This window comes from Serratia sp. K1WW1, assembly GCF_055790865.1.
Genome location: NZ_CM147697.1, coordinates 496,309 through 518,799 on the forward strand (window position 1 = coordinate 496,309; position 22,491 = coordinate 518,799).

The 22,491-nt window shown below is 54.7% G+C and carries 16 protein-coding genes, 2 tRNA genes, 4 rRNA genes and 1 riboswitch; of the genes, 15 read left to right on the top strand and 7 right to left on the bottom strand.

What is annotated here, in order from left to right; all coding sequences use genetic code 11:
• The 5 genes from thiS to rsd all read right to left on the bottom strand — a co-directional run bounded on the left by thiS (position 1) and on the right by rsd (position 4,317).
• On the bottom strand, positions 1–201 hold the full coding sequence (thiS, locus tag ACX9GU_RS02285) for a sulfur carrier protein ThiS (RefSeq protein ID WP_473193730.1): 201 nt from the start codon (positions 199–201) through the stop codon (positions 1–3).
• Complete coding sequence (locus tag ACX9GU_RS02290) at positions 198–947, bottom strand: HesA/MoeB/ThiF family protein (protein ID WP_473193731.1); 750 nt, start codon at positions 945–947, stop codon at positions 198–200. Before ACX9GU_RS02290 ends, thiS begins: the two co-directional genes overlap by 4 nt.
• Positions 937–1,590 (bottom strand): thiamine phosphate synthase, encoded by a 654-nt coding sequence (gene thiE / locus ACX9GU_RS02295; protein ID WP_473193732.1) that lies wholly within the window; start codon positions 1,588–1,590, stop codon positions 937–939. The genes ACX9GU_RS02290 and thiE overlap by 11 nt, the downstream gene beginning before the upstream one ends.
• Complete coding sequence (thiC, locus tag ACX9GU_RS02300; protein ID WP_473193733.1) at positions 1,583–3,526, bottom strand: phosphomethylpyrimidine synthase ThiC; 1,944 nt, start codon at positions 3,524–3,526, stop codon at positions 1,583–1,585. Before thiC ends, thiE begins: the two co-directional genes overlap by 8 nt.
• A gap of 117 nt (positions 3,527–3,643) precedes the next feature.
• Positions 3,644–3,766, bottom strand: a riboswitch (TPP riboswitch).
• A gap of 38 nt (positions 3,767–3,804) precedes the next feature.
• Positions 3,805–4,317 carry a sigma D regulator gene (gene rsd / locus ACX9GU_RS02305; protein ID WP_473193734.1) on the bottom strand — a complete coding sequence of 171 codons (513 nt, stop codon included), beginning with the start codon at positions 4,315–4,317 and terminating at the stop codon, positions 3,805–3,807.
• A gap of 104 nt (positions 4,318–4,421) precedes the next feature.
• On the opposite strand from rsd, the gene nudC reads away from it, so the two are divergent.
• From nudC to ACX9GU_RS02335, 6 genes are all read left to right on the top strand, one after another.
• On the top strand, positions 4,422–5,189 hold the full coding sequence (gene nudC / locus ACX9GU_RS02310; RefSeq protein ID WP_473193735.1) for an NAD(+) diphosphatase: 768 nt from the start codon (positions 4,422–4,424) through the stop codon (positions 5,187–5,189).
• Between the two features lie 37 nt (positions 5,190–5,226).
• Positions 5,227–6,291 carry a uroporphyrinogen decarboxylase gene (hemE, locus tag ACX9GU_RS02315; RefSeq protein WP_473193736.1) on the top strand — a complete coding sequence of 355 codons (1,065 nt, stop codon included), beginning with the start codon at positions 5,227–5,229 and terminating at the stop codon, positions 6,289–6,291.
• Positions 6,292–6,307: 16 nt separating this feature from the next.
• The gene (nfi, locus tag ACX9GU_RS02320) at positions 6,308–6,991 is read left to right on the top strand and encodes a deoxyribonuclease V (protein ID WP_071682777.1); all 684 of its coding nucleotides are present in this window, start codon (positions 6,308–6,310) and stop codon (positions 6,989–6,991) included.
• A 51-nt stretch (positions 6,992–7,042) separates the two neighbouring features.
• A complete protein-coding gene (locus tag ACX9GU_RS02325) occupies positions 7,043–7,633 on the top strand; it encodes a YjaG family protein (RefSeq protein ID WP_021808056.1) in 591 nt (196 codons plus the stop codon).
• Between the two features lie 189 nt (positions 7,634–7,822).
• Complete coding sequence (hupA, locus tag ACX9GU_RS02330; RefSeq protein WP_021182173.1) at positions 7,823–8,098, top strand: nucleoid-associated protein HU-alpha; 276 nt, start codon at positions 7,823–7,825, stop codon at positions 8,096–8,098.
• Positions 8,099–8,165: 67 nt separating this feature from the next.
• On the top strand, positions 8,166–8,804 hold the full coding sequence (locus ACX9GU_RS02335) for a DUF1481 domain-containing protein (RefSeq protein ID WP_473193737.1): 639 nt from the start codon (positions 8,166–8,168) through the stop codon (positions 8,802–8,804).
• A 50-nt stretch (positions 8,805–8,854) separates the two neighbouring features.
• On the opposite strand, the gene purD is transcribed toward ACX9GU_RS02335, so the two are convergent.
• Positions 8,855–10,138: a phosphoribosylamine--glycine ligase gene (purD, locus tag ACX9GU_RS02340; RefSeq protein WP_473193738.1), complete on the bottom strand. Its 1,284-nt coding sequence runs from the start codon at positions 10,136–10,138 to the stop codon at positions 8,855–8,857.
• A 49-nt stretch (positions 10,139–10,187) separates the two neighbouring features.
• Entirely contained in the window at positions 10,188–11,777 is a 1,590-nt protein-coding gene (gene purH / locus ACX9GU_RS02345; RefSeq protein ID WP_473193739.1) for a bifunctional phosphoribosylaminoimidazolecarboxamide formyltransferase/IMP cyclohydrolase, read from the bottom strand.
• A gap of 646 nt (positions 11,778–12,423) precedes the next feature.
• Here purH and ACX9GU_RS02350 point away from each other — a divergent pair.
• The 9 genes from ACX9GU_RS02350 to aceA all read left to right on the top strand — a co-directional run bounded on the left by ACX9GU_RS02350 (position 12,424) and on the right by aceA (position 22,478).
• Positions 12,424–13,964, top strand: a 16S ribosomal RNA gene (locus ACX9GU_RS02350).
• Positions 13,965–14,109: 145 nt separating this feature from the next.
• Positions 14,110–14,185: transfer RNA gene (locus ACX9GU_RS02355), tRNA-Glu, on the top strand.
• Positions 14,186–14,427: 242 nt separating this feature from the next.
• Positions 14,428–17,335, top strand: a 23S ribosomal RNA gene (locus ACX9GU_RS02360).
• A gap of 101 nt (positions 17,336–17,436) precedes the next feature.
• Positions 17,437–17,552 (top strand): 5S ribosomal RNA (gene rrf, locus ACX9GU_RS02365).
• A 13-nt stretch (positions 17,553–17,565) separates the two neighbouring features.
• Positions 17,566–17,641: transfer RNA gene (locus ACX9GU_RS02370), tRNA-Thr, on the top strand.
• 54 nt (positions 17,642–17,695) lie between these two features.
• Positions 17,696–17,811: ribosomal RNA gene (gene rrf, locus ACX9GU_RS02375) — 5S ribosomal RNA — on the top strand.
• The 16S, 23S and 5S rRNA genes sit together here with 2 tRNA genes alongside, the layout of an rRNA operon.
• Before the next feature lie 409 nt (positions 17,812–18,220).
• Complete coding sequence (gene metA / locus ACX9GU_RS02380) at positions 18,221–19,150, top strand: homoserine O-acetyltransferase MetA (RefSeq protein ID WP_024484018.1); 930 nt, start codon at positions 18,221–18,223, stop codon at positions 19,148–19,150.
• A gap of 375 nt (positions 19,151–19,525) precedes the next feature.
• Positions 19,526–21,124, top strand: a complete 1,599-nt coding sequence (gene aceB / locus ACX9GU_RS02385) for a malate synthase A (protein WP_473193740.1) — start codon at positions 19,526–19,528, stop codon at positions 21,122–21,124.
• A 46-nt stretch (positions 21,125–21,170) separates the two neighbouring features.
• Complete coding sequence (gene aceA, locus ACX9GU_RS02390) at positions 21,171–22,478, top strand: isocitrate lyase (RefSeq protein ID WP_021180852.1); 1,308 nt, start codon at positions 21,171–21,173, stop codon at positions 22,476–22,478.
• The last annotated feature ends 13 nt before the right edge of the window (positions 22,479–22,491 follow it).

The following is a 22,491-nucleotide window of genomic DNA, read 5'->3' on the forward strand; positions in this document are numbered from 1 at the left end:
TCAGCCTCCGGCAATCGCTTGAAACAGCAAGATATCATCACCGTCCTGCACCTGACGGGTGGCCCAGTCGCTGCTTGGAATGATGACCTGGTTGATCGCCAAAGCGCTGCCTGGCTGGTGACGTTCCAGCCGTTCGAGCAATGCGCCAATGCTTAACGGCTGCTCCAGCTCCAGCGGTTGATCGTTGAGGGTGATCTTCATGCTGGTTCTCCGCAGAGGGGGCAGGTGCTGGCTTTGCTCAGTTGCAGAGTGCTCCAGCTTTGCTGCTTGCCGTCGAACAGGCGCAGCTTGCCGCTAAGGGAGGAGGGCAGCCCAGCCAGCATTTTTATCGCTTCCAGCGCCTGCAGCGTTCCGATCACACCGACGACCGGGCCGAGCACGCCCGCCGTGCGGCAGTTGCGCTGCGGTTCGGTTTGTTCCGGGTAGAGGCAGGCATAGCAGCCGTGGGCATACGGCGGCTCGATAACCAGCAACTGGCCGCTGAACCCTACCGCGCTGCCGCTGATCAACGGCACGCTGGCTTGGATGCAGGCGGCATTCACCGCATGACGGGTGGCCATGTTGTCGCTGCAATCGAGCACCAGATCGGCACGGGCGACCGCATCGCTCAGCGAAGCCCCTTGCAGACGTTGCTCCAGCGCGATCGACTCCACCAGAGGGTTCAGTGCTTGCAAGTGGTGCTTTGCCAACTGAGCCTTGTTGGCGGCGATATCACCAGTGCGGTACAGAATTTGCCGTTGCAGATTGGTGAGGTGTAGCTGGTCATCATCGGCCAACAGCAAGGTACCAACGCCAGCGGCAGCGAGATATAACGCCGCCGGAGAGCCTAATCCCCCCAACCCGACGATCAGCACCGTGGCTTGTTTCAGCTTTTCCTGCCCCTCGGGGCCGACATCTTCCAGCAGTAGCTGCCGGCTGTAGCGCAAGAACTCCTGGTCATTGAGCATCGCGCGACTCCTTGCCTTCAATCAGTTGCAGCAGCGTTGCCGTAGCGGCGCGCCAGTCTGGTGCCTGGGTGATGGCACTGACCACCGCCACACTGCCAACGCCGCAAGCCAGCACGGCGGGGACGCGCTCGATGCTGATCCCGCCAATGGCTACTGTTGGATACTGTTGTAATCCGGCGATGTGGCGTTGCAACTCGGCCAAGCCTTGCGGTGCAGAGGGCATATCCTTGGTTTGCGTTGGGAAGATATGTCCCAGTGCGATATAGGAAGGTTTGACGGCGATCGCCCGGGCCAGCTCGGCATCGTCATGGGTGGAAACGCCCAAGCGCAATCCTGCACGATGGATAGCTGCCAGATCGGTGGTGTCCAAATCTTCCTGCCCCAGGTGGACGCCGTAGGCATCATGCTTAATCGCCAACCGCCAATAATCATTGATAAACAGCCGGGCCTGATAGCGCTTGCCAAGGGCGATGGCGGCGGCGATGTCCGCCTCCACTTGCTCGTCTGGCAGATCTTTGATGCGTAGTTGGATAGTGGTAACGCCTGCCTCCAGCAGGCGGGCGATCCATTCAACGCTGCCGACAACCGGGTATAAACCCAGCCTGTGCGGTGTTGCAGGGAAGTGAGAGGTGAGGTTAGTCATTATTTATCTCCTCCTGCAAATTGGCCGCGCTGTGGTACAGCTCGCTGCCACGTGAGCGGAATTCAGCCGACATTTTCTCCATCCCGGTCAGTTGCACCTCAATCGGTTTGGCGGCTTCCTGTGCGGCGGCATAGTCACGCACCTCTTGGGAGATTTTCATTGAGCAGAACTTCGGCCCACACATGGAACAGAAGTGGGCGATCTTGCCGGATTCTTGCGGCAGAGTTTCGTCGTGATAGGCGCGGGCGGTTTGTGGATCCAACGCCAGGTTGAACTGATCTTCCCAACGGAATTCAAAGCGCGCTTTGGACATGGCGTTATCGCGGATTTGTGCGCCCGGATGGCCTTTCGCCAAGTCGGCGGCGTGAGCGGCGATCTTGTAGGTGATCAGCCCTTGTTTCACGTCTTCCTTGTTAGGCAGCCCCAGATGTTCCTTCGGCGTCACGTAGCAAAGCATCGCGCAGCCGAACCAGCCGATCATTGCCGCGCCGATCCCGGAGGTGAAATGGTCGTAACCCGGTGCGATATCGGTGGTCAATGGCCCCAGCGTGTAGAACGGTGCTTCATGGCAATGTTCCAGCTCCTCGGTCATGTTGCGGCGGATCATCTGCATTGGCACGTGGCCTGGGCCTTCGATCATCACCTGCACGTCATATTCCCAGGCAATCTTGGTCAGTTCACCCAGCGTATGCAGCTCGGCAAATTGCGCTTCGTCATTGGCATCCTGGATCGAGCCCGGGCGCAGGCCGTCACCGAGTGACAGCGAGACATCGTAAGCGGCGCAAATTTCGCAGATCTCGCGGAAGTGCTGATAGAGGAAGTTTTCCTGATGATGCGACAGGCACCACTTCGCCATGATCGAGCCGCCACGCGAGACAATGCCGGTCAGGCGTTTGGCTGTCATTGGCACATAGCGCAGCAACACTCCGGCGTGAATGGTGAAGTAATCGACGCCTTGCTCGGCCTGTTCCAGCAGGGTATCGCGGAACATTTCCCAGGTCAGGTTCTCCGCCACGCCGTTCACTTTCTCCAGCGCCTGATAGATCGGTACCGTACCAATCGGCACCGGGCTGTTACGCAGGATCCATTCGCGGGTTTCGTGGATATAGCGGCCAGTGGAGAGATCCATCACGGTGTCAGCGCCCCAGCGGGTTGACCACACTAACTTCTCGACTTCCTCTTCGATCGAAGAGGTAACCGCCGAGTTGCCGATATTGGCATTCACCTTCACCAGGAAATTACGGCCAATAATCATCGGCTCGGATTCCGGGTGGTTGATGTTGGCGGGGATAATGGCGCGGCCAGCGGCCACTTCCTGGCGCACAAATTCCGGTGTGATGTTTTCCGGTAGATTAGCGCCCCAGCTCTGGCCGGGATGCTGGTGGCGCAGCACTTCACCACGAATGCGCTCACGGCCCATATTTTCGCGAATGGCGATAAATTCCATTTCTGGGGTGACAATACCGGCGCGAGCGTAATGCAACTGTGTAACGCATTTACCCGGCAGGGCTTTGCGGGGCAGCGGCAGGTGCTCAAAGCGCAGATGGTCTAACCCAACATCCGCCAGTCGTTGTTGGGTGAAGCCGGAACTGACGCCGCTTAACGCTTCGGTATCGGCACGTTCGGCGATCCAGCTCGCTCGTACTTTGGCCAAGCCACGATGTACGTCGAGTACCGCCTGCGGATCGCCATACGGCCCTGCGGTGTCATACACCGGAATGGCTTCGTTCTGTTCATATTGGGGCTGGTCTTTGTTGCCGCCAATCAGCGTTGGGCTGAGCTGGATCTCACGCATCGGTACCTGGATATCGCTACGCGAACCCGCGAGATAGATCCGCTGTGAGTTGGGGAAGGTAACGCCTTGCAGAGAGTCGATAAAATCTTGCGCTTGGTCACGCTGTTGTTTACGGGCACGAGGTTGGTTCACGGTAGACATAGCAAATTCCTATCAGTGTAGTGATGTGTGGAAAATTGCTTGTCTGGAGCTCGGAGGGAGTAATGATGGTAGCCGGTAAGGCAGGCACAGCCCCTGACGGGAGCATCTTGCCTATGGCGATAGATTACTCTTGTTCCCTTCGCGGGTATTAACCCGATCAGGTTCCGCGGATCCCGAATTAACGGTCTCAGCCTGGCCAATTTAATGAAAAATCAGCGCTAGGCACTCCGACAAGAGCCCTCAGTATAAGAGGGTCAACAAAAACTACAACCCCCGAATCAGGCAGGGTGTGATAGCGATTCAGTATTGCTGGAGCCCGGTTGGCCCTGCTGCCAGGTTTCTGCCGCCAACTGGATCAACTGATCTTCCAAGGCGAAACGTGATGCCAGGGCTTCGCCGATATCTGACAGCGCCTGATTGAGTTCTTCACAAACGTCATCGATATCGACTTCGGTGTAGCGGTCGTGGAACGCCATCACGGCTTCGGTATTGGCCTGTAATTTGGGGTAGAACTTGGTGGCTAGCGCCATCTTGGGGCTGGCGGAGCCTTCCACTTGTTTGATAATTTTGTCATAAATGTGAAAATGCCCGGCAGAGAGATAATCCACCAGATTATGGCAAAAGTTCTCCAGCGCTTTTTCATTGAGCGGCGTATGCTTTTCTTTGTTGGGTTTAATGCCGACTAAACTGCAGTAGGCAACCAGTAGCTGCTTGCGTGCCTGCAACCATTGATCGACTAATTCGTTACTGCCACCAACGCGCTGAGTCAGGCTTTCCAATCGGTTGAGCATGGTTGACTCCGTGTGTAAGAGAAAGAGAAAGAAAAAGTAAGTTAATAAAATGTAACAAAGACCATTCCTAGATTGCCAGTGAAGCAGAGGTTGTGCAACAACATATGGAACTTGCATTAACGGGTAACGAAAATGGCTGGTGGATCGTCAGCCATGAAAGCAAAATTTGGTTACCAAATGGTGAATTACCGTTTGGTTCTGCCGCACTATTTTCCTTGCAAGGCCGACCGGCTCGTCAAATTGGCGAATGGGAGGGGGCACCGGTTTGGCTGGTGCGTCAACCTATGGCCAAAGAGATGGGATCGGTGCGGCAACTGCTTAGCCTCGACCGTGGCCTGTTCCAACTGGCCGGGCGCGGCGTACAACTGGCCGACTTTTATCGCTCACACCAGTTCTGCGGCTACTGCGGCCATGAGATGCACCTTAGCCGCACCGAAAGCGCTTGTCTGTGCGACAACTGTCGCGAACGTTATTACCCGCAGATTGCCCCTTGCGTCATTGTCGCTATTCGCCGCAATGATGAGATCCTGCTGGCACAGCATGTGCGCCACCGTGGGGGGATCCATACCGTGCTGGCGGGGTTTGTGGAGGTGGGGGAAACCCTGGAGCAGGCCGTGGCGCGCGAGGTGATGGAAGAAAGTAATATCGCCATTACCAACCTGCGTTACGTGACTTCGCAACCCTGGCCGTTCCCTCATTCGCTGATGATGGCGTTTATGGCCGAGTATCAGGGCGGTGAACTGCGCCACGATCCGAAAGAGTTGCTCAATGCGGGCTGGTATCGCTATGACCAACTGCCGCTGCTGCCACCGCCTGGTACCGTGGCGCGCCGCCTGATCGAGGACACCGTGGCGCTGTGTCGGGCAGAATAATGTACAATGGCGGCAGATAATCAAGGGAGCCCAAGAAATGAATGAGTTGAAGAACGATCGCTACCTGCGCGCGCTGCTGCGTCAGCCGGTGGATCTCACCCCTGTATGGATGATGCGCCAGGCCGGTCGTTATTTGCCAGAGTACAAAGCCACCCGTGCTCAGGCCGGGGATTTCATGTCGCTGTGCAAAAATGCCGAACTGGCCTGTGAGGTGACATTACAGCCCCTGCGCCGTTATGCGCTGGACGCCGCCATCCTGTTCTCCGACATTCTCACCATTCCCGATGCCATGGGGCTTGGGCTCTATTTCGAAACCGGGGAAGGCCCGCGTTTTTCTTCGCCAATCACCTGCCGTGCCGACGTAGAGAAGCTGCCTGCATTCGATCCGGAAGACGAGCTGGGCTATGTCATGAACGCGGTGCGCACCATCCGCCGTGAATTGAAGGGTGAAGTGCCACTGATCGGTTTCTCCGGCAGCCCGTGGACGTTGGCGACCTATATGGTCGAAGGCGGCAGCAGCAAGGCATTCACCAAGCTGAAGAAAATGATGTACGCCGAGCCGCAGACGCTGCATTTGCTGCTGGATAAGCTGGCGGACAGCGTGATCCTGTATCTCAATGCCCAGATCAAGGCCGGGGCGCAGTCCGTAATGGTATTCGATACCTGGGGCGGCGTGCTGACGGGCCGTGATTATCGCGAATTCTCACTGCACTATATGCATAAAATCGTTGATGGCCTGCTGCGTGAAAATGACGGGCGCCGCGTGCCGGTGACGTTGTTCACCAAAGGCGGCGGCCAGTGGCTGGAAGCAATGGTGGCCACCGGTTGCGATGCGCTGGGCCTGGATTGGACCACCGATATTGCCGATGCGCGCCGCCGTGTGGGCGATAAAGTCGCGCTGCAGGGGAATATGGATCCTTCCATGCTGTATGCCGCACCGGAACGCATCGCACAGGAAGTGGAGACCATTCTGGCCGGTTTTGGTCAGGGCGAAGGCCATGTCTTCAACCTTGGCCACGGTATTCATCAAGATGTGCCACCGGAACATGCCGGGGCCTTCGTTGAAGCGGTGCATGCGCTGTCGGCCAAATACCACCGCTAAACCGCAAGGAGACGCTGTGATCGATACTCAGGCTCTGCGCGCCGAACAGCTACGGCGCGCCGGGGAAGTCATTCGTCACGATGATTTTCTGCAAGACCCACCGGCGTTTATCGCCGGTGCGGACGTCGGTTTTGAACAAGAAGGCGCGGTAACACGCGCCGCCATTGCTATCCTGCGCTATCCTTCACTCGAGCTGGTGGAGTATCAGATCGCCCGTATCAGCACCACCATGCCCTATATCCCCGGATTTCTTTCGTTTCGCGAGTACCCTGCGCTGATCGCCGCCTGGGAGCAACTGCAACAGAAACCCGACCTGATCTTTGTCGATGGCCATGGCATTTCCCATCCACGACGCCTGGGGGTTGCCAGCCACTTTGGCCTGTTGGTCAATGTGCCGACCATTGGCGTGGCCAAGAAGCGTTTATGTGGTAAATTTTCCCCGCTGGACGCTACCGTTGGCTCGCTGGCCGCGCTGGAGGACAAGGGCGAACAGCTGGGATGGGTATGGCGCAGCAAAGAGCGCTGTAATCCGTTATTTATCGCTACGGGCCATCGCGTAAGCACCGACAGCGCCTTGGCCTGGGTGCAACGCTGCATGGCAGGCTACCGCTTGCCGGAGCCCACGCGTTGGGCCGATGCCATTGCTTCACGCCGCCCGGCCTTTGTACGCTGGTTACAGCAGCATCCAGAGGTGTCGTAATGAGCGATTTCGGGTACACTGCGCGGCAGATAATGAGTAAGAGAGTAGACAATGCTACGTAACCCGATTCATTTACGCTTGGAAAAGCTGGAAAGCTGGCAGCATTTGACCTTTATGGCCTGCCTGTGCGAGCGTATGTACCCGAATTACCAGATGTTCTGCCTGCAGACGGAATTTGGTGACCCGGCCGTTTATCGCCGTATCCTGGACTTGGTCTGGGAAACGCTGGTGGTGAAAGACGCCAAGGTCAACTTTGACAGCCAGCTGGAAAAGTTGGAAGAGGCGATCCCGTCGGCAGAAGATTACGATCTTTACGGCGTTTACCCGGCGATCGATGCCTGTATTGCATTAGGGGAATTGATCCATTCTCGCCTCAGCGGAGAGACGTTGGAGCACGCCATTGCCATCAGCGAAACCTCAATTCGCACCGTGGCGATGTTGGAAATGACCCAGGCTGGCAAAGAAATGACCGACGAAGAGCTGAAAATTCTGCCTGCCGTTGAGGAAGAATGGGACATTCAATGGGAGATTTTCCGCCTGTTGGCCGCCTGCGAAGAGCGTGATCTGGATCTGATCAAAGGGTTACGATCTGACCTGCGAGAGGCCGCGGTGAGTAACATTGGGATAAATTTAACGCAATAAGGCAAGAAAACGTGATTTAACGTCTGATTTGTCGTGCCTTAAGGCTTCACATCCGCACCCTGTCTGGTCTACATTTGGGGGGCGAAAAAAAAGTGGCTATCGGTGCGTGTATGCAGGAGAGTGCTGTCCATCGGCATATCCGTCGCACTCGATGCTTTGCAAACGATAAACACACTGTAAGGATAACTTATGAACAAGACTCAACTGATTGACGTAATCGCAGAGAAGGCTGACCTTTCCAAGGCTCAAGCTAAGCTGGCTCTGGAATCTACCCTGGCTGCCATTACTGAGTCCCTGAAAGAAGGTGATGCAGTACAATTGGTTGGTTTCGGTACTTTCAAGGTAAACCATCGTAGCGAGCGCACTGGCCGCAACCCACAGACTGGTAAAGAAATCAAAATCGCAGCAGCTAACGTGCCTGCGTTCGTTTCTGGTAAAGCACTGAAAGACGCGGTTAAGTCTTAATCGCGTGTTCCAGAAAGGTTTAAACAGGGGGGCGTTGGCGCCCCTTTTGTTTATTCAACGGGCACTCATGGCGGTTACGGTTGTTGCTGCCTTGAGTGCTTGTAGTTTCCGTTCTGCCCCGCCAACCTTTACCGCCAGCGGCTTTGTGGCCGATCAGGGGGTAATGCGGGTGTGGAGGATGGATGACGGCCAGCAGCGGCCAGTGGCGCTGTTGAGTGTCTACAGCCCTTATCGCGGGCCGGGTACCGTCACAACGCTGTATGAATATCAGCATGGTGTGTTGTACCAAATCAAACGCACCGATGCGGATGGCGATCGCGACTCTATTCAACTGCGTTTCACCGCCAACGGTACAGTCAGCTTTATGCAGCGCCAACTGGCCACTCAGCGCCAGAAACTCTCCAACGATGAAGTTGTGCTCTATCAATATCAGGCTCGGCGGATACTGGAATTGAGCGATGCGCTTAATGCCGGCCGTGTACGGCTGTTACAAGGGCACTGGCAGCAAGGCGAGGTGAAGCTGTGCAACGGCGAAGTCGTGAAGCCAGGTTTGGACCAACAGGCCGAAGAGTGGATCATGCGGCGTGCGGCCAACAGCAGTCAGCCAGTGAGCGTAGCCTGGTTGGATGGGCCGGAAGGTCGTGAGCTGTTATTGGTGGCAAATAATGATTTCTGCAGTTGGGAACCCACCAAAGACACCCTTTAGCGCATAAAAAAGGCCCTGCGAACAGAGCCTGCTGGTATCTCAAAGAGTAGTTACTGCTCGCGTGCGATAGCGCGGTAGCCGATATCCTTGCGGCAGAAACTGTCTTGCCACTGAATACCTTCCGCTAGCTGATAGGCTAACTGCTGAGCCTGAGCCACCGTTGTGCCCAAAGCCGTAACGCATAGCACACGCCCGCCGTTGGTCACGACGTCATTTCCTTGCATACGCGTTCCGGCATGGAACACTTTGCCATTGGCATCTTCTTGCTGAGGCAAGCCGTGGATCACATCCCCTTGGCGATAATCCGCAGGATAGCCGCCAGCCGCCAACACCACGCCGAGAGCAGGACGTTCATCCCACTCGGAAGTCTTCTCATCCAGCTTGCCTTCGGCCCCTGCCAGGCAGAGTTCAACCAGGTCGGAGCGCAGGCGCAGCATGATCGGCTGAGTTTCCGGGTCGCCAAAGCGGCAGTTGAATTCGATCACCTTGGGTTGACCATCCTCAGCAATCATCAGGCCAGCGTACAGGAAGCCGACATAGGTGTTGCCTTCCGCCGCCATGCCGCGCACGGTTGGCCAGATCACCTGGTCCATTACGCGCTGGTGGATTTCATCCGTCACCACTGGCGCTGGCGAGTAGGCGCCCATGCCGCCGGTATTCGGGCCGGTATCGCCGTCACCGACACGTTTATGATCCTGGCTGGTGGCCATTGGCACCACGTTCTCGCCATCGACCATGACGATAAAGCTGGCTTCTTCGCCTGTCAGGAACTCCTCGATCACGATGCGATGCCCGGCGTCGCCAAACGCATTACCTGCCAGCATATCCTGAATGGCGTCTTCGGCTTCCTGCAACGTCATCGCGACGATCACGCCTTTGCCTGCCGCCAGGCCGTCTGCCTTGATAACAATCGGCGCGCCTTGGCGGCGTACGTAGGCCAAGGCGGGTTCCACTTCGGTAAAGTTCTGGTATGCAGCGCTTGGGATAGCGTGGCGAGCCAGGAAATCCTTGGTAAAGGCTTTGGAGCCTTCAAGCTGTGCTGCGGCCTGTGACGGGCCAAAGATTTTCAACCCGGCGGCCTTGAAGGCATCTACCACGCCGATCACCAGCGGCGCTTCCGGGCCAACGATGGTGAGATCGATAGCATTGTCCTTGGCAAAGGCAACCAGCGCCGGGATATCAGTTGGGGCGATATCGACGTTGGTCAGATTGCTTTCCAATGCAGTACCCGCATTACCCGGGGCCACGTAAACCTTATCTGCCAATGGCGATTGGGCCGCTTTCCAGGCCAGCGCATGTTCACGCCCGCCGTTGCCAATAATTAAAATATTCATCAGGTGCTCCATAAACGGCGTGCGCATCAAGCGCACGCAGCAAAAGGGATTAATGGCGGAAGTGGCGCATGTCGGTGAAGATCATCGCGATGCCGTGTTCGTTGGCCGCCGCAATCACCTCATCATCACGAATCGACCCACCTGGCTGGATCACGCAGGTAATACCCACTGCTGCAGCCGCATCAATGCCGTCACGGAACGGGAAGAAGGCGTCAGACGCCATGGCGGAGCCTTTGACTTCCAGCCCTTCGTCAGCGGCTTTGATCCCGGCGATCTTGGCGGAGTAAACGCGGCTCATCTGCCCGGCGCCTATGCCGATGGTCATGTTGTCGCGCGCATAGACGATGGCGTTGGATTTGACGAACTTGGCCACTTTCCAGCAGAACAGCGCATCACGCAGCTCCTGAGCGGTTGGCTGGCGTTCGGATACCACGCGCAAATCGGCTTCGGTCACCATACCCAGATCGCGATCTTGCACTAACAAACCACCGTTGACGCGTTTAAAGTCCAGCCCTGCGACGCGATGTTGCCATTGGCCACACGCCAGCACGCGTACGTTCTGTTTCGCCGCCAGCAGAGTGCGGGCTTCTGCACTGATGCTTGGCGCAATGATGACTTCAACAAACTGACGGCTGATGATCGCCTGTGCCGTTTTGGCGTCCAGTTCACGGTTGAAGGCAATAATGCCGCCAAAGGCCGAGGTTGGGTCGGTTTGGTAGGCGCGCTCATAGGCGGCAAACAGGTTTTCACTGATTGCGACGCCACAAGGGTTGGCATGCTTGACGATCACGCAGGCCGGCTCGGCAAACTCTTTCACACATTCCAGCGCCGCATCGGTATCGGCGATGTTGTTGTAGGAAAGTGCTTTACCCTGTAACTGGTCGGCGGTGGCCACGGAGGCCTCTTGCACATTCTCTTCTATATAGAAGGCGGCCTGCTGGTGGCTGTTTTCACCGTAGCGCATATCCTGCTTCTTGATGTAGTTCAGGTTCAGCGTACGTGGGAAGCGGCCAGAAGGCTGTTCGGTCTCACCGTGATAGGCTGGCACCAGGGTACCAAAGTAGTTGGCGATCATGCTGTCATAGGCGGCGGTATGCTCAAACGCTTTGATCGCCAGGTCGAAACGGGTTGGGTACAACAGTGAACCGTTGTTGTTATCCATCTCGGTGATCACTGCGGCGTAGTCACTGCTCTTGACCACGATGGCCACGTCTTTATGGTTCTTGGCGGCCGAGCGCACCATGGTTGGGCCACCGATATCGATATTCTCTACGGCGTCTTCCAGCGAGCAATCTGGGCGAGCGACGGTTTGCGCGAAGGGATACAGGTTTACCACTACCATATCGATCGGTTGGATCGCATGTTGTTCCATGATGGCATCGTCCTGGCCGCGACGGCCCAGAATGCCACCGTGCACTTTCGGGTGCAGGGTTTTGACTCGTCCGTCCATCATCTCCGGGAAGCCGGTGTAGTCGGAAACTTCGGTAACAGGCAGACCGGCATCGGCCAGCAGGCGGGCAGTGCCACCGGTGGAGAGTAATTCGACGCCTCTCTGGGAGAGGGCTTCGGCGAATTCAACGATTCCGGCTTTGTCGGACACGCTGAGCAGGGCCCGGCGGATTGGACGAGGTTGTTGCATGGTTTTATCCCTTGGCTTTGAGTCGCAATAAAAGAGCGTTACGTGGATCTCCACCTTGTTGCTTCTTATATAGAGGGGATTTCTTCCTATATAGAGAAGGACAGGAACAGATTCAGGTAGCGCCCCGATAAAAACGGGGATTGTTTCGTCGCGGGGAATTGTAGCGAAAACGTTTGCGTGGCGCTCGTAAATTTTCCGACCAAATGCGTTCTGTGGATAAGTTAGTGCATAACCGGGTATAAGGACGGGTTTTGCTGTGGAATGCAGCAAACGGTGTTTTTTGTTGAAAATACCTGTTGCGGCCTGCGTGGAACTCCCTATAATGCGCCTCCATCGACACGGAACATGTGAACAACTTCACAGAGTCTCCGGGGGTCGCAGAGAAAAAACCTGAAATTAAGGTTGACTCTGAAAGAGGAAAGCGTAATATACGCCACCTCGAGTTAGCAAGCGAAAGCGCGTAACTCACTGCTCTTTAACAATTTATCAGACAATCTGTGTGGGCACTCACAAGACGATATCCAGCTACTTCGGTAGCAAAAAATATCAAGTCTTGAAGGGTGACCAAGCAGTAATTCATGCGAATGAATTATTACGAAAGTTAATTTTCGAGCATCGCTTCACGAGTTGAAGCAAATCAAGCTTTTAATTGAAGAGTTTGATCATGGCTCAGATTGAACGCTGGCGGCAGGCCTAACACATGCAAGTCGAGCGGTAGCACAAGGAGCTTGCTCCTGGGTGACGAGCGGCGGACGGGTGAGTAATGTCTGGGAAACTGCCCGATGGAGGGGGATAACTACTGGAAACGGTAGCTAATACCGCATAACGTCTTCGGACCAAAGTGGGGGACCTTCGGGCCTCACACCATCGGATGTGCCCAGATGGGATTAGCTAGTAGGTGAGGTAATGGCTCACCTAGGCGACGATCCCTAGCTGGTCTGAGAGGATGACCAGCCACACTGGAACTGAGACACGGTCCAGACTCCTACGGGAGGCAGCAGTGGGGAATATTGCACAATGGGCGCAAGCCTGATGCAGCCATGCCGCGTGTGTGAAGAAGGCCTTCGGGTTGTAAAGCACTTTCAGCGAGGAGGAAGGCCAATAGCTTAATACGCTGTTGGATTGACGTTACTCGCAGAAGAAGCACCGGCTAACTCCGTGCCAGCAGCCGCGGTAATACGGAGGGTGCAAGCGTTAATCGGAATTACTGGGCGTAAAGCGCACGCAGGCGGTTTGTTAAGTCAGATGTGAAATCCCCGAGCTTAACTTGGGAACTGCATTTGAAACTGGCAAGCTAGAGTCTTGTAGAGGGGGGTAGAATTCCAGGTGTAGCGGTGAAATGCGTAGAGATCTGGAGGAATACCGGTGGCGAAGGCGGCCCCCTGGACAAAGACTGACGCTCAGGTGCGAAAGCGTGGGGAGCAAACAGGATTAGATACCCTGGTAGTCCACGCTGTAAACGATGTCGACTTGGAGGTTGTGCCCTTGAGGCGTGGCTTCCGGAGCTAACGCGTTAAGTCGACCGCCTGGGGAGTACGGCCGCAAGGTTAAAACTCAAATGAATTGACGGGGGCCCGCACAAGCGGTGGAGCATGTGGTTTAATTCGATGCAACGCGAAGAACCTTACCTACTCTTGACATCCACAGAACTTTCCAGAGATGGATTGGTGCCTTCGGGAACTGTGAGACAGGTGCTGCATGGCTGTCGTCAGCTCGTGTTGTGAAATGTTGGGTTAAGTCCCGCAACGAGCGCAACCCTTATCCTTTGTTGCCAGCGCGTAATGGCGGGAACTCAAAGGAGACTGCCGGTGATAAACCGGAGGAAGGTGGGGATGACGTCAAGTCATCATGGCCCTTACGAGTAGGGCTACACACGTGCTACAATGGCATATACAAAGAGAAGCGAACTCGCGAGAGCAAGCGGACCTCATAAAGTATGTCGTAGTCCGGATCGGAGTCTGCAACTCGACTCCGTGAAGTCGGAATCGCTAGTAATCGTAGATCAGAATGCTACGGTGAATACGTTCCCGGGCCTTGTACACACCGCCCGTCACACCATGGGAGTGGGTTGCAAAAGAAGTAGGTAGCTTAACCTTCGGGAGGGCGCTTACCACTTTGTGATTCATGACTGGGGTGAAGTCGTAACAAGGTAACCGTAGGGGAACCTGCGGTTGGATCACCTCCTTACCTAAAGATATGCAGTTGAGTGCAGTGTCCACACAGATTGTCTGATGAAAAGTAATGAGCAAAGCGCTACCTGTTGATGTAATGAGTCTTCTGGACTCATGCTGATACGAGAAACGATTAAACCCTGGGTTTAATCGGATTTTGTGTCCCCATCGTCTAGAGGCCTAGGACACTGCCCTTTCACGGCTGTAACAGGGGTTCGAATCCCCTTGGGGACGCCATCCGATAATGAGTGAAAGACATTATCACCGGTCATTCGTGACTGATTATCTTAAAGATGACTCTTGCGAGTCGTGTTTAAGATATTGCTCTTTAACAATCTGGAACAAGCTGAAAATTGAAACATGACAGCTGAAACTTATCCCTCCGTAGAACTATTGGGGTAAGGATTAACCTGTCATAGAGTCTCTCAAATAAACAGCGCGACAGTGTCTCTGTTTACAGAAACACCTTCGGGTTGTGAGGTTAAGTGACTAAGCGTACACGGTGGATGCCTAGGCAGTCAGAGGCGATGAAGGGCGTGCTAATCTGCGAAAAGTGTCGGTAAGGTGATATGAACCGTTATAACCGGCAATACCCGAATGGGGAAACCCAGTGTGTTTCGACACACTATCGTATGGTGAATACATAGCCATACGAGGCGAACCGGGGGAACTGAAACATCTAAGTACCCCGAGGAAAAGAAATCAACCGAGATTCCCCTAGTAGCGGCGAGCGAACGGGGAACAGCCCAGAACCTGAATCAGTTCTTGTGTTAGTGGAAGCGTCTGGAAAGTCGCGCAGCAAAGGGTGATAGCCCCGTACACTAAAATGCATTAACTGTGAGTTCGATGAGTAGGGCGGGACACGTGACATCCTGTCTGAATATGGGGGGACCATCCTCCAAGGCTAAATACTCCTGACTGACCGATAGTGAACCAGTACCGTGAGGGAAAGGCGAAAAGAACCCCGGCGAGGGGAGTGAAATAGAACCTGAAACCGTGTACGTACAAGCAGTGGGAGCACCTTCGTGGTGTGACTGCGTACCTTTTGTATAATGGGTCAGCGACTTATATTTTGTAGCAAGGTTAACCGTATAGGGGAGCCGTAGGGAAACCGAGTCTTAACTGGGCGAATAGTTGCAAGGTATAGACCCGAAACCCGGTGATCTAGCCATGGGCAGGTTGAAGGTTGGGTAACACTAACTGGAGGACCGAACCGACTAATGTTGAAAAATTAGCGGATGACTTGTGGCTGGGGGTGAAAGGCCAATCAAACCGGGAGATAGCTGGTTCTCCCCGAAAGCTATTTAGGTAGCGCCTCGTGAACTCATCTTCGGGGGTAGAGCACTGTTTCGGCTAGGGGGCCATCCCGGCTTACCAAACCGATGCAAACTCCGAATACCGAAGAATGTTATCACGGGAGACACACGGCGGGTGCTAACGTCCGTCGTGAAGAGGGAAACAACCCAGACCGCCAGCTAAGGTCCCAAAGTCATGGTTAAGTGGGAAACGATGTGGGAAGGCATAGACAGCCAGGATGTTGGCTTAGAAGCAGCCATCATTTAAAGAAAGCGTAATAGCTCACTGGTCGAGTCGGCCTGCGCGGAAGATGTAACGGGGCTAAACCATGCACCGAAGCTGCGGCAGCGACGCTTAGGCGTTGTTGGGTAGGGGAGCGTTCTGTAAGCCGTTGAAGGTGAACTGTGAGGTTTGCTGGAGGTATCAGAAGTGCGAATGCTGACATAAGTAACGATAAAGCGGGTGAAAAACCCGCTCGCCGGAAGACCAAGGGTTCCTGTCCAACGTTAATCGGGGCAGGGTGAGTCGACCCCTAAGGCGAGGCCGAAAGGCGTAGTCGATGGGAAACAGGTTAATATTCCTGTACTCGGTGTTACTGCGAAGGGGGGACGGAGAAGGCTAGGCTAGCCGGGCGACGGTTGTCCCGGTTTAAGCGTGTAGGGGGAGTGACCTGGTAAATCCGGTTACTTATCAACCCTGAGGCGTGATGACGATGCACTACGGTGCAGAAGTAGTTGATGCCCTGCTTCCAGGAAAAGCCTCTAAGCATCAGGTAACATCAAATCGTACCCCAAACCGACACAGGTGGTCAGGTAGAGAATACCCAGGCGCTTGAGAGAACTCGGGTGAAGGAACTAGGCAAAATGGTGCCGTAACTTCGGGAGAAGGCACGCTGGCGCGTAGGTGAAGAGACTTGCTCTCGGAGCTGAAGCCAGTCGCAGATACCAGCTGGCTGCAACTGTTTAATAAAAACACAGCACTGTGCAAACACGAAAGTGGACGTATACGGTGTGACGCCTGCCCGGTGCTGGAAGGTTAATTGATGGGGTCAGCCGCAAGGCGAAGCTCTTGATCGAAGCCCCAGTAAACGGCGGCCGTAACTATAACGGTCCTAAGGTAGCGAAATTCCTTGTCGGGTAAGTTCCGACCTGCACGAATGGCGTAATGATGGCCAGGCTGTCTCCACCCGAGACTCAGTGAAATTGAACTCGCTGTGAAGATGCAGTGTACCCGCGGCAAGACGGAAAGACCCCGTGAACCTTTACTATAGCTTGACACTGAACATTGAGCCTTGATGTGTAGGATAGGTGGGAGGCTTTGAAGTGTGGACGCCAGTCTGCATGGAGCCAACCTTGAAATACCACCCTTTAATGTTTGATGTTCTAACTCGGCCCCATAATCTGGGGTGAGGACAGTGTCTGGTGGGTAGTTTGACTGGGGCGGTCTCCTCCCAAAGAGTAACGGAGGAGCACGAAGGTTAGCTAATCACGGTCGGACATCGTGAGGTTAGTGCAAAGGCATAAGCTAGCTTGACTGCGAGAGTGACGGCTCGAGCAGGTACGAAAGTAGGTCTTAGTGATCCGGTGGTTCTGAATGGAAGGGCCATCGCTCAACGGATAAAAGGTACTCCGGGGATAACAGGCTGATACCGCCCAAGAGTTCATATCGACGGCGGTGTTTGGCACCTCGATGTCGGCTCATCACATCCTGGGGCTGAAGTAGGTCCCAAGGGTATGGCTGTTCGCCATTTAAAGTGGTACGCGAGCTGGGTTTAGAACGTCGTGAGACAGTTCGGTCCCTATCTGCCGTGGGCGTTGGAAGATTGAGAGGGGTTGCTCCTAGTACGAGAGGACCGGAGTGAACGCACCACTGGTGTTCGGGTTGTCATGCCAATGGCACTGCCCGGTAGCTAAGTGCGGAAAAGATAAGCGCTGAAAGCATCTAAGCGCGAAACTTGCCTCGAGATGAGTCTTCCCTGGGCCTTTAAGGTCCCTGAAGGAACGTTTAAGACTAAGACGTTGATAGGCTGGGTGTGTAAGTGCAGCGATGCATTGAGCTAACCAGTACTAATGATCCGTGAGGCTTAACCTTACAACACCAAAGGTGTTTTGAAGAGATTGAAGTAGATTTTCAGCGACGTTCCGAGATTGGTTTCAATGGCCCAAAAGGCGGTTGGAATAAAACAGAATTTGCCTGGCGGCAATAGCGCGGTGGTCCCACCTGACCCCATGCCGAACTCAGAAGTGAAACGCCGTAGCGCCGATGGTAGTGTGGGGTCTCCCCATGCGAGAGTAGGACACTGCCAGGCATCAAATTAGCGTGCTGATATGGCTCAGTTGGTAGAGCGCACCCTTGGTAAGGGTGAGGTCCCCAGTTCGACTCTGGGTATCAGCACCACTTTATTTAAGTGGTTTAGAAGTTCGGCAGAAAGAAAAAAATCAAAAGAATTTGCTTGGCGGCAATAGCGCGGTGGTCCCACCTGACCCCATGCCGAACTCAGAAGTGAAACGCCGTAGCGCCGATGGTAGTGTGGGGTCTCCCCATGCGAGAGTAGGACACTGCCAAGCATCAATTAAGCCGAGAGGCCATCCGCAAGGATGGCCTTTTTGCTATGCATCGAAAACAGAAATCCCCTCACCCCAACCCTCTCCCAAAGGGCGAGGGGGCAGTTCGGTGTTGTGGATGAGTGAGTGCGGCTTCGGCAAGTGGGTATCGTGAAGCAGGTCGCAGAAAGAATGAGGAATATCAGCGGACTCGATCGGTTCCCTCTCCTGGGGGAGAGGGTTAGGGTGAGGGGCATCACTGCTCGTATTTTTTGCTGAACTGATAAACACTAATCGCCCCCCGGTTTAACTCACTTTATCTGGCGATGAAACATTTTCACCTTCCCGTTGAATCCTCGACATGACGCTAAAAAAGCGTTATCTTCGGGCATCTAGAAGTCTAAACGTATAAACGGATGTGTGAGGGTAAGCAATGCCGATTCGTGTTCCTGATGAGTTACCTGCGGTCAATTTCTTGCGTAATGAGAACGTGTTTGTCATGACATCCTCACGCGCAAAAACACAGGAAATCAGGCCGTTAAAGGTACTTATCCTCAACCTGATGCCGAAAAAGATCGAAACGGAAAACCAGTTTCTGCGTTTGCTTTCCAACTCGCCATTGCAGATCGATATTCAGCTACTGCGCATCGATAGCCGTGAGTCGAAGAACACTCCTACGGAGCACCTGAATAATTTCTACTGTAACTTTGAAGATATCCAGAATGAGAACTTTGACGGGCTGATCGTCACTGGCGCTCCGCTGGGCCTGGTGGACTTCTGTGATGTCGCCTATTGGCCGCAGATCGAGCGAGTGATCGAGTGGGCCAAGGATCATGTGACTTCAACCCTGTTTGTCTGTTGGGCAGTGCAGGCCGCGCTAAACATCCTGTACGGCATTCCAAAGAAGACGCGTGAGGTGAAGCTCTCCGGGGTGTACCAGCATCGTACGTTGCACCAGCATGCCTTGCTGACCCGAGGTTTTGATGAAACCTTCCTGGCTCCCCACTCACGCTATGCCGATTTCCCAACCGAGATCCTGCGGCAGTACACCGATCTGGATATCCTGGCAGAATCAGAGCTGGCCGGTGCCTATCTGTTCGCTACCAAGGATAAGCGCATGGCCTTTGTCACCGGGCATCCGGAATATGACACCCTGACGTTAGCGGGTGAGTATTGTCGTGATAACGATGCAGGCCTCAACCCGACCGTACCGCTAAATTATTTCCCCGATGATAACCCCGAATTGCCCCCCGCAGCTTCATGGCGAAGCCATGGTCACCTGCTGTTTTCCAACTGGTTAAACTACTACGTTTACCAGATCACGCCGTTCGATCTGCGTCATATGAATCCTACCCTCGAGTAACATCTTTCTCTGCACCGGGTGGCTGAATCGAGGCCGCCCTGGTTTACCCCGCCGTTTTCCCTGCCAAATCTGCAACGTTTCAGCATCGATAAATCATTTAAAAACAATACATTACCTGCACTCCTTGATCTAAATGGAACCGGTTTCCTGGTTTGCTATAAATGATAAATAATCTAATCAATTGATAATAAAAGGTTAATAAAATATTTATTAAAAAAATGGAAATCGTTTTTGATTTTTAATTTTTGTTGGTTATTCTAGGATCCTGCGGGATGACATCTGACCAGTTGGCGGTCTTTTTTTCACCCGATTTCCGACAACAATGCTTCGCCTGGCCTGCAATGGCGGCGTGGAATGATGGAAAGGATCAAGACAATGACGCAACAGATGGTAGGTACAGAATTAGCGTTTACACAGGCTTTCGGCTCTGCAGAGCGGCAGATACTGACGGATGATGCGGTCGAGTTCCTGGCGGAACTGGTGGGGAAATTTACGCCACAACGCAACAAACTGTTGGCGGCACGCGCCAGCTGGCAAGAGAAAATCGATCGCGGCGAGCTGCCAGGCTTTATTTCGGAAACGGATTCCATTCGGCAGGGTGACTGGCAGATCCGCGGCGTTCCCGCTGACTTGCGCGACCGTCGGGTTGAGATTACTGGGCCGGTTGAACGCAAAATGGTTATCAATGCCCTCAATGCCAACGTCAAAGTGTTTATGGCCGACTTTGAAGACTCACTGGCACCCAGCTGGGACAAGGTTATCGACGGGCAGATCAACCTGCATGATGCGGTCAACGGCACCATCTCTTACACCAATGAAGCCGGCAAGATTTACCAGCTCAAACCCAACCCGGCGGTGTTGATTGCCCGCGTGCGTGGCCTGCATTTGCCGGAAAAACATGTGCAGTGGCAGGGGGAAGCGATCCCTGGCGGGTTGTTCGATTTTGCACTCTATTTCTTCCATAACTATCGTCAACTGCTGGCAAAAGGCAGTGGCCCGTATTTCTACCTGCCGAAAACCCAGTCCTGGCAGGAGGCTGCCTGGTGGAGCGAAGTCTTTAGCTTTACCGAGGATCGCTTCGGGTTGCCGCGCGGCACTATCAAGGCCACGGTATTGATTGAAACCCTGCCTGCGGTATTCCAGATGGACGAGATCCTGTATCACCTGCGCGATCATATCGTCGGGCTGAACTGTGGCCGTTGGGACTACATCTTCAGCTATATCAAAACGCTGAAGAACCATGGCGATCGGGTGTTGCCAGACCGTCAGTCCGTCACTATGACCCAGCCTTTCCTCAGTGCTTATTCTCGCTTGCTGATCAAGACCTGTCACCGCCGCGGTGCTTTTGCGATGGGGGGTATGGCGGCGTTTATCCCCAGCAAGGACGCCGAGCAAAACGCGGTGGTGTTGGGCAAGGTGCGTGCGGATAAAGAACTGGAAGCGACCAATGGCCATGACGGGACTTGGGTGGCACATCCAGGGCTGGCCGATACGGTGATGGAAGTGTTTAACCGCATCTTGGGGGAGCGGCAGAACCAACTAGAGGTGCTGCGTGAGAAGGATGCTCCTATCACGGCGGCGCAACTGCTGGAACCGTGTGACGGTGAGCGAACCGAAACCGGCATGCGCGCCAATATCCGCGTTGCGGTGCAATACATTGAAGCCTGGATCTCCGGCAATGGCTGCGTACCGATTTATGGCCTGATGGAAGATGCCGCCACTGCCGAGATTTCACGCACCTCAATTTGGCAGTGGATCCATCACGAGAAAAGCCTCAGCAATGGCCAACAGGTAACCAAGGCCCTGTTCCGCCAGATGCTGCAGGAAGAGATGCAGGTCGTTCGTAAAGAACTGGGTGAAGCGCGTTATCACGCAGGCCGTTTCGAAGAGGCGGCACAGCTGATGGAACGTATCACCACGCAAGATGAATTAATCGATTTCCTGACCTTACCCGGCTACGAATTACTGGCCTGAAACCGTTCCTGACCTTTAACGCTACAGTATTGAAAAGGATAAAAATATGACGACCTCTCGTACCCAACAGATCCAACAGCTGGAACAGGAATGGAAATCAGCACGCTGGGAGGGCATCACCCGCCCTTACAGCGCCGAAGACGTGATCAACCTGCGTGGCTCGGTCAATCCGGTTTGCACGTTGGCGCAAAACGGTGCGGCGAAACTCTGGGAATTGCTGCACGGTAAATCCCGCAAAGGGTACGTAAACAGCCTTGGGGCGCTGACCGGTGGCCAGGCGCTGCAACAGGCGAAAGCGGGCGTCGAAGCGATCTACCTGTCCGGTTGGCAGGTAGCGGCTGATGCCAATACCGCTGCCGCCATGTATCCCGATCAGTCGCTGTACCCGGTCGACTCGGTCCCGACTGTGGTTGAGCGTATCAACAATACCTTCCGTCGGGCGGATCAAATCCAGTGGGCAAACCAGATTGAACCCGGCAGCAAAGGCTATACCGATTACTTCCTGCCGATCGTGGCGGATGCCGAAGCCGGATTTGGCGGCGTGCTAAACGCCTTTGAACTGATGAAGGCGATGATTGAAGCCGGTGCAGCCGGGGTACATTTCGAAGACCAACTGGCGGCAGTGAAGAAGTGTGGCCATATGGGCGGCAAGGTCTTGGTACCGACCCAGGAAGCTATCCAGAAGCTGGTTGCAGCGCGCTTGGCGGCTGACGTTCTCGGTGTGCCAACCCTGTTGATTGCCCGTACCGATGCCGATGCGGCGGATTTGCTGACCTCCGACTGCGATCCGTATGACAGCGCCTTCGTGTCTGGTGAACGCACCGCCGAAGGTTTCTACCGCACCCATGCCGGTATTGAGCAGGCCATCAGCCGTGGGCTGGCCTATGCCCCTTATGCCGATTTGGTGTGGTGCGAAACCTCAACGCCGGACCTGGAAGCGGCGCAACGCTTTGCCGACGCGATCCATGCCAAGTTCCCGGGCAAGCTGTTGGCCTATAACTGCTCACCGTCGTTCAACTGGAAAAAGAACCTGGACGATCAGACTATCGCCCGCTTCCAGGACGCGCTGTCCGCCATGGGCTACAAATACCAGTTCATCACGCTGGCCGGTATCCACAGCATGTGGTTCAACATGTTCGATCTGGCACATGCTTATGCGCGTGGCGAAGGCATGAAGCACTATGTTGAAAAAGTGCAGCAGCCGGAATTTGCCGCAGTCGAGCGTGGCTACACCTTTGCTTCGCATCAGCAGGAAGTGGGGACCGGCTACTTCGATAAGGTAACCACCATTATTCAGGGGGGAGCTTCCTCGGTAACGGCACTGACCGGTTCCACCGAAGAACAGCAGTTCTGATCCCCAAGGGGCC

Excerpts from the sequence above, each read along its gene's own strand:
- purH (WP_473193739.1), bottom strand. The coding sequence starts at position 11,777 with ATGCAACAACCTCGTCCAATCCGCCGGGCCCTGCTCAGCGTGTCCGAC.
- rsd (WP_473193734.1), bottom strand. The coding sequence starts at position 4,317 with ATGCTCAACCGATTGGAAAGCCTGACTCAGCGCGTTGGTGGCAGTAAC.
- metA (WP_024484018.1), top strand. The coding sequence starts at position 18,221 with ATGCCGATTCGTGTTCCTGATGAGTTACCTGCGGTCAATTTCTTGCGT.
- thiC (WP_473193733.1), bottom strand. The coding sequence starts at position 3,526 with ATGTCTACCGTGAACCAACCTCGTGCCCGTAAACAACAGCGTGACCAA.
- purD (WP_473193738.1), bottom strand. The coding sequence starts at position 10,138 with ATGAATATTTTAATTATTGGCAACGGCGGGCGTGAACATGCGCTGGCC.
- thiS (WP_473193730.1), bottom strand. The coding sequence starts at position 201 with ATGAAGATCACCCTCAACGATCAACCGCTGGAGCTGGAGCAGCCGTTA.
- aceB (WP_473193740.1), top strand. The coding sequence starts at position 19,526 with ATGACGCAACAGATGGTAGGTACAGAATTAGCGTTTACACAGGCTTTC.
- thiE (WP_473193732.1), bottom strand. The coding sequence starts at position 1,590 with ATGACTAACCTCACCTCTCACTTCCCTGCAACACCGCACAGGCTGGGT.
- nudC (WP_473193735.1), top strand. The coding sequence starts at position 4,422 with ATGGAACTTGCATTAACGGGTAACGAAAATGGCTGGTGGATCGTCAGC.
- ACX9GU_RS02325 (WP_021808056.1), top strand. The coding sequence starts at position 7,043 with ATGCTACGTAACCCGATTCATTTACGCTTGGAAAAGCTGGAAAGCTGG.
- ACX9GU_RS02335 (WP_473193737.1), top strand. The coding sequence starts at position 8,166 with ATGGCGGTTACGGTTGTTGCTGCCTTGAGTGCTTGTAGTTTCCGTTCT.
- aceA (WP_021180852.1), top strand. The coding sequence starts at position 21,171 with ATGACGACCTCTCGTACCCAACAGATCCAACAGCTGGAACAGGAATGG.
- hupA (WP_021182173.1), top strand. The coding sequence starts at position 7,823 with ATGAACAAGACTCAACTGATTGACGTAATCGCAGAGAAGGCTGACCTT.
- hemE (WP_473193736.1), top strand. The coding sequence starts at position 5,227 with ATGAATGAGTTGAAGAACGATCGCTACCTGCGCGCGCTGCTGCGTCAG.
- ACX9GU_RS02290 (WP_473193731.1), bottom strand. The coding sequence starts at position 947 with ATGCTCAATGACCAGGAGTTCTTGCGCTACAGCCGGCAGCTACTGCTG.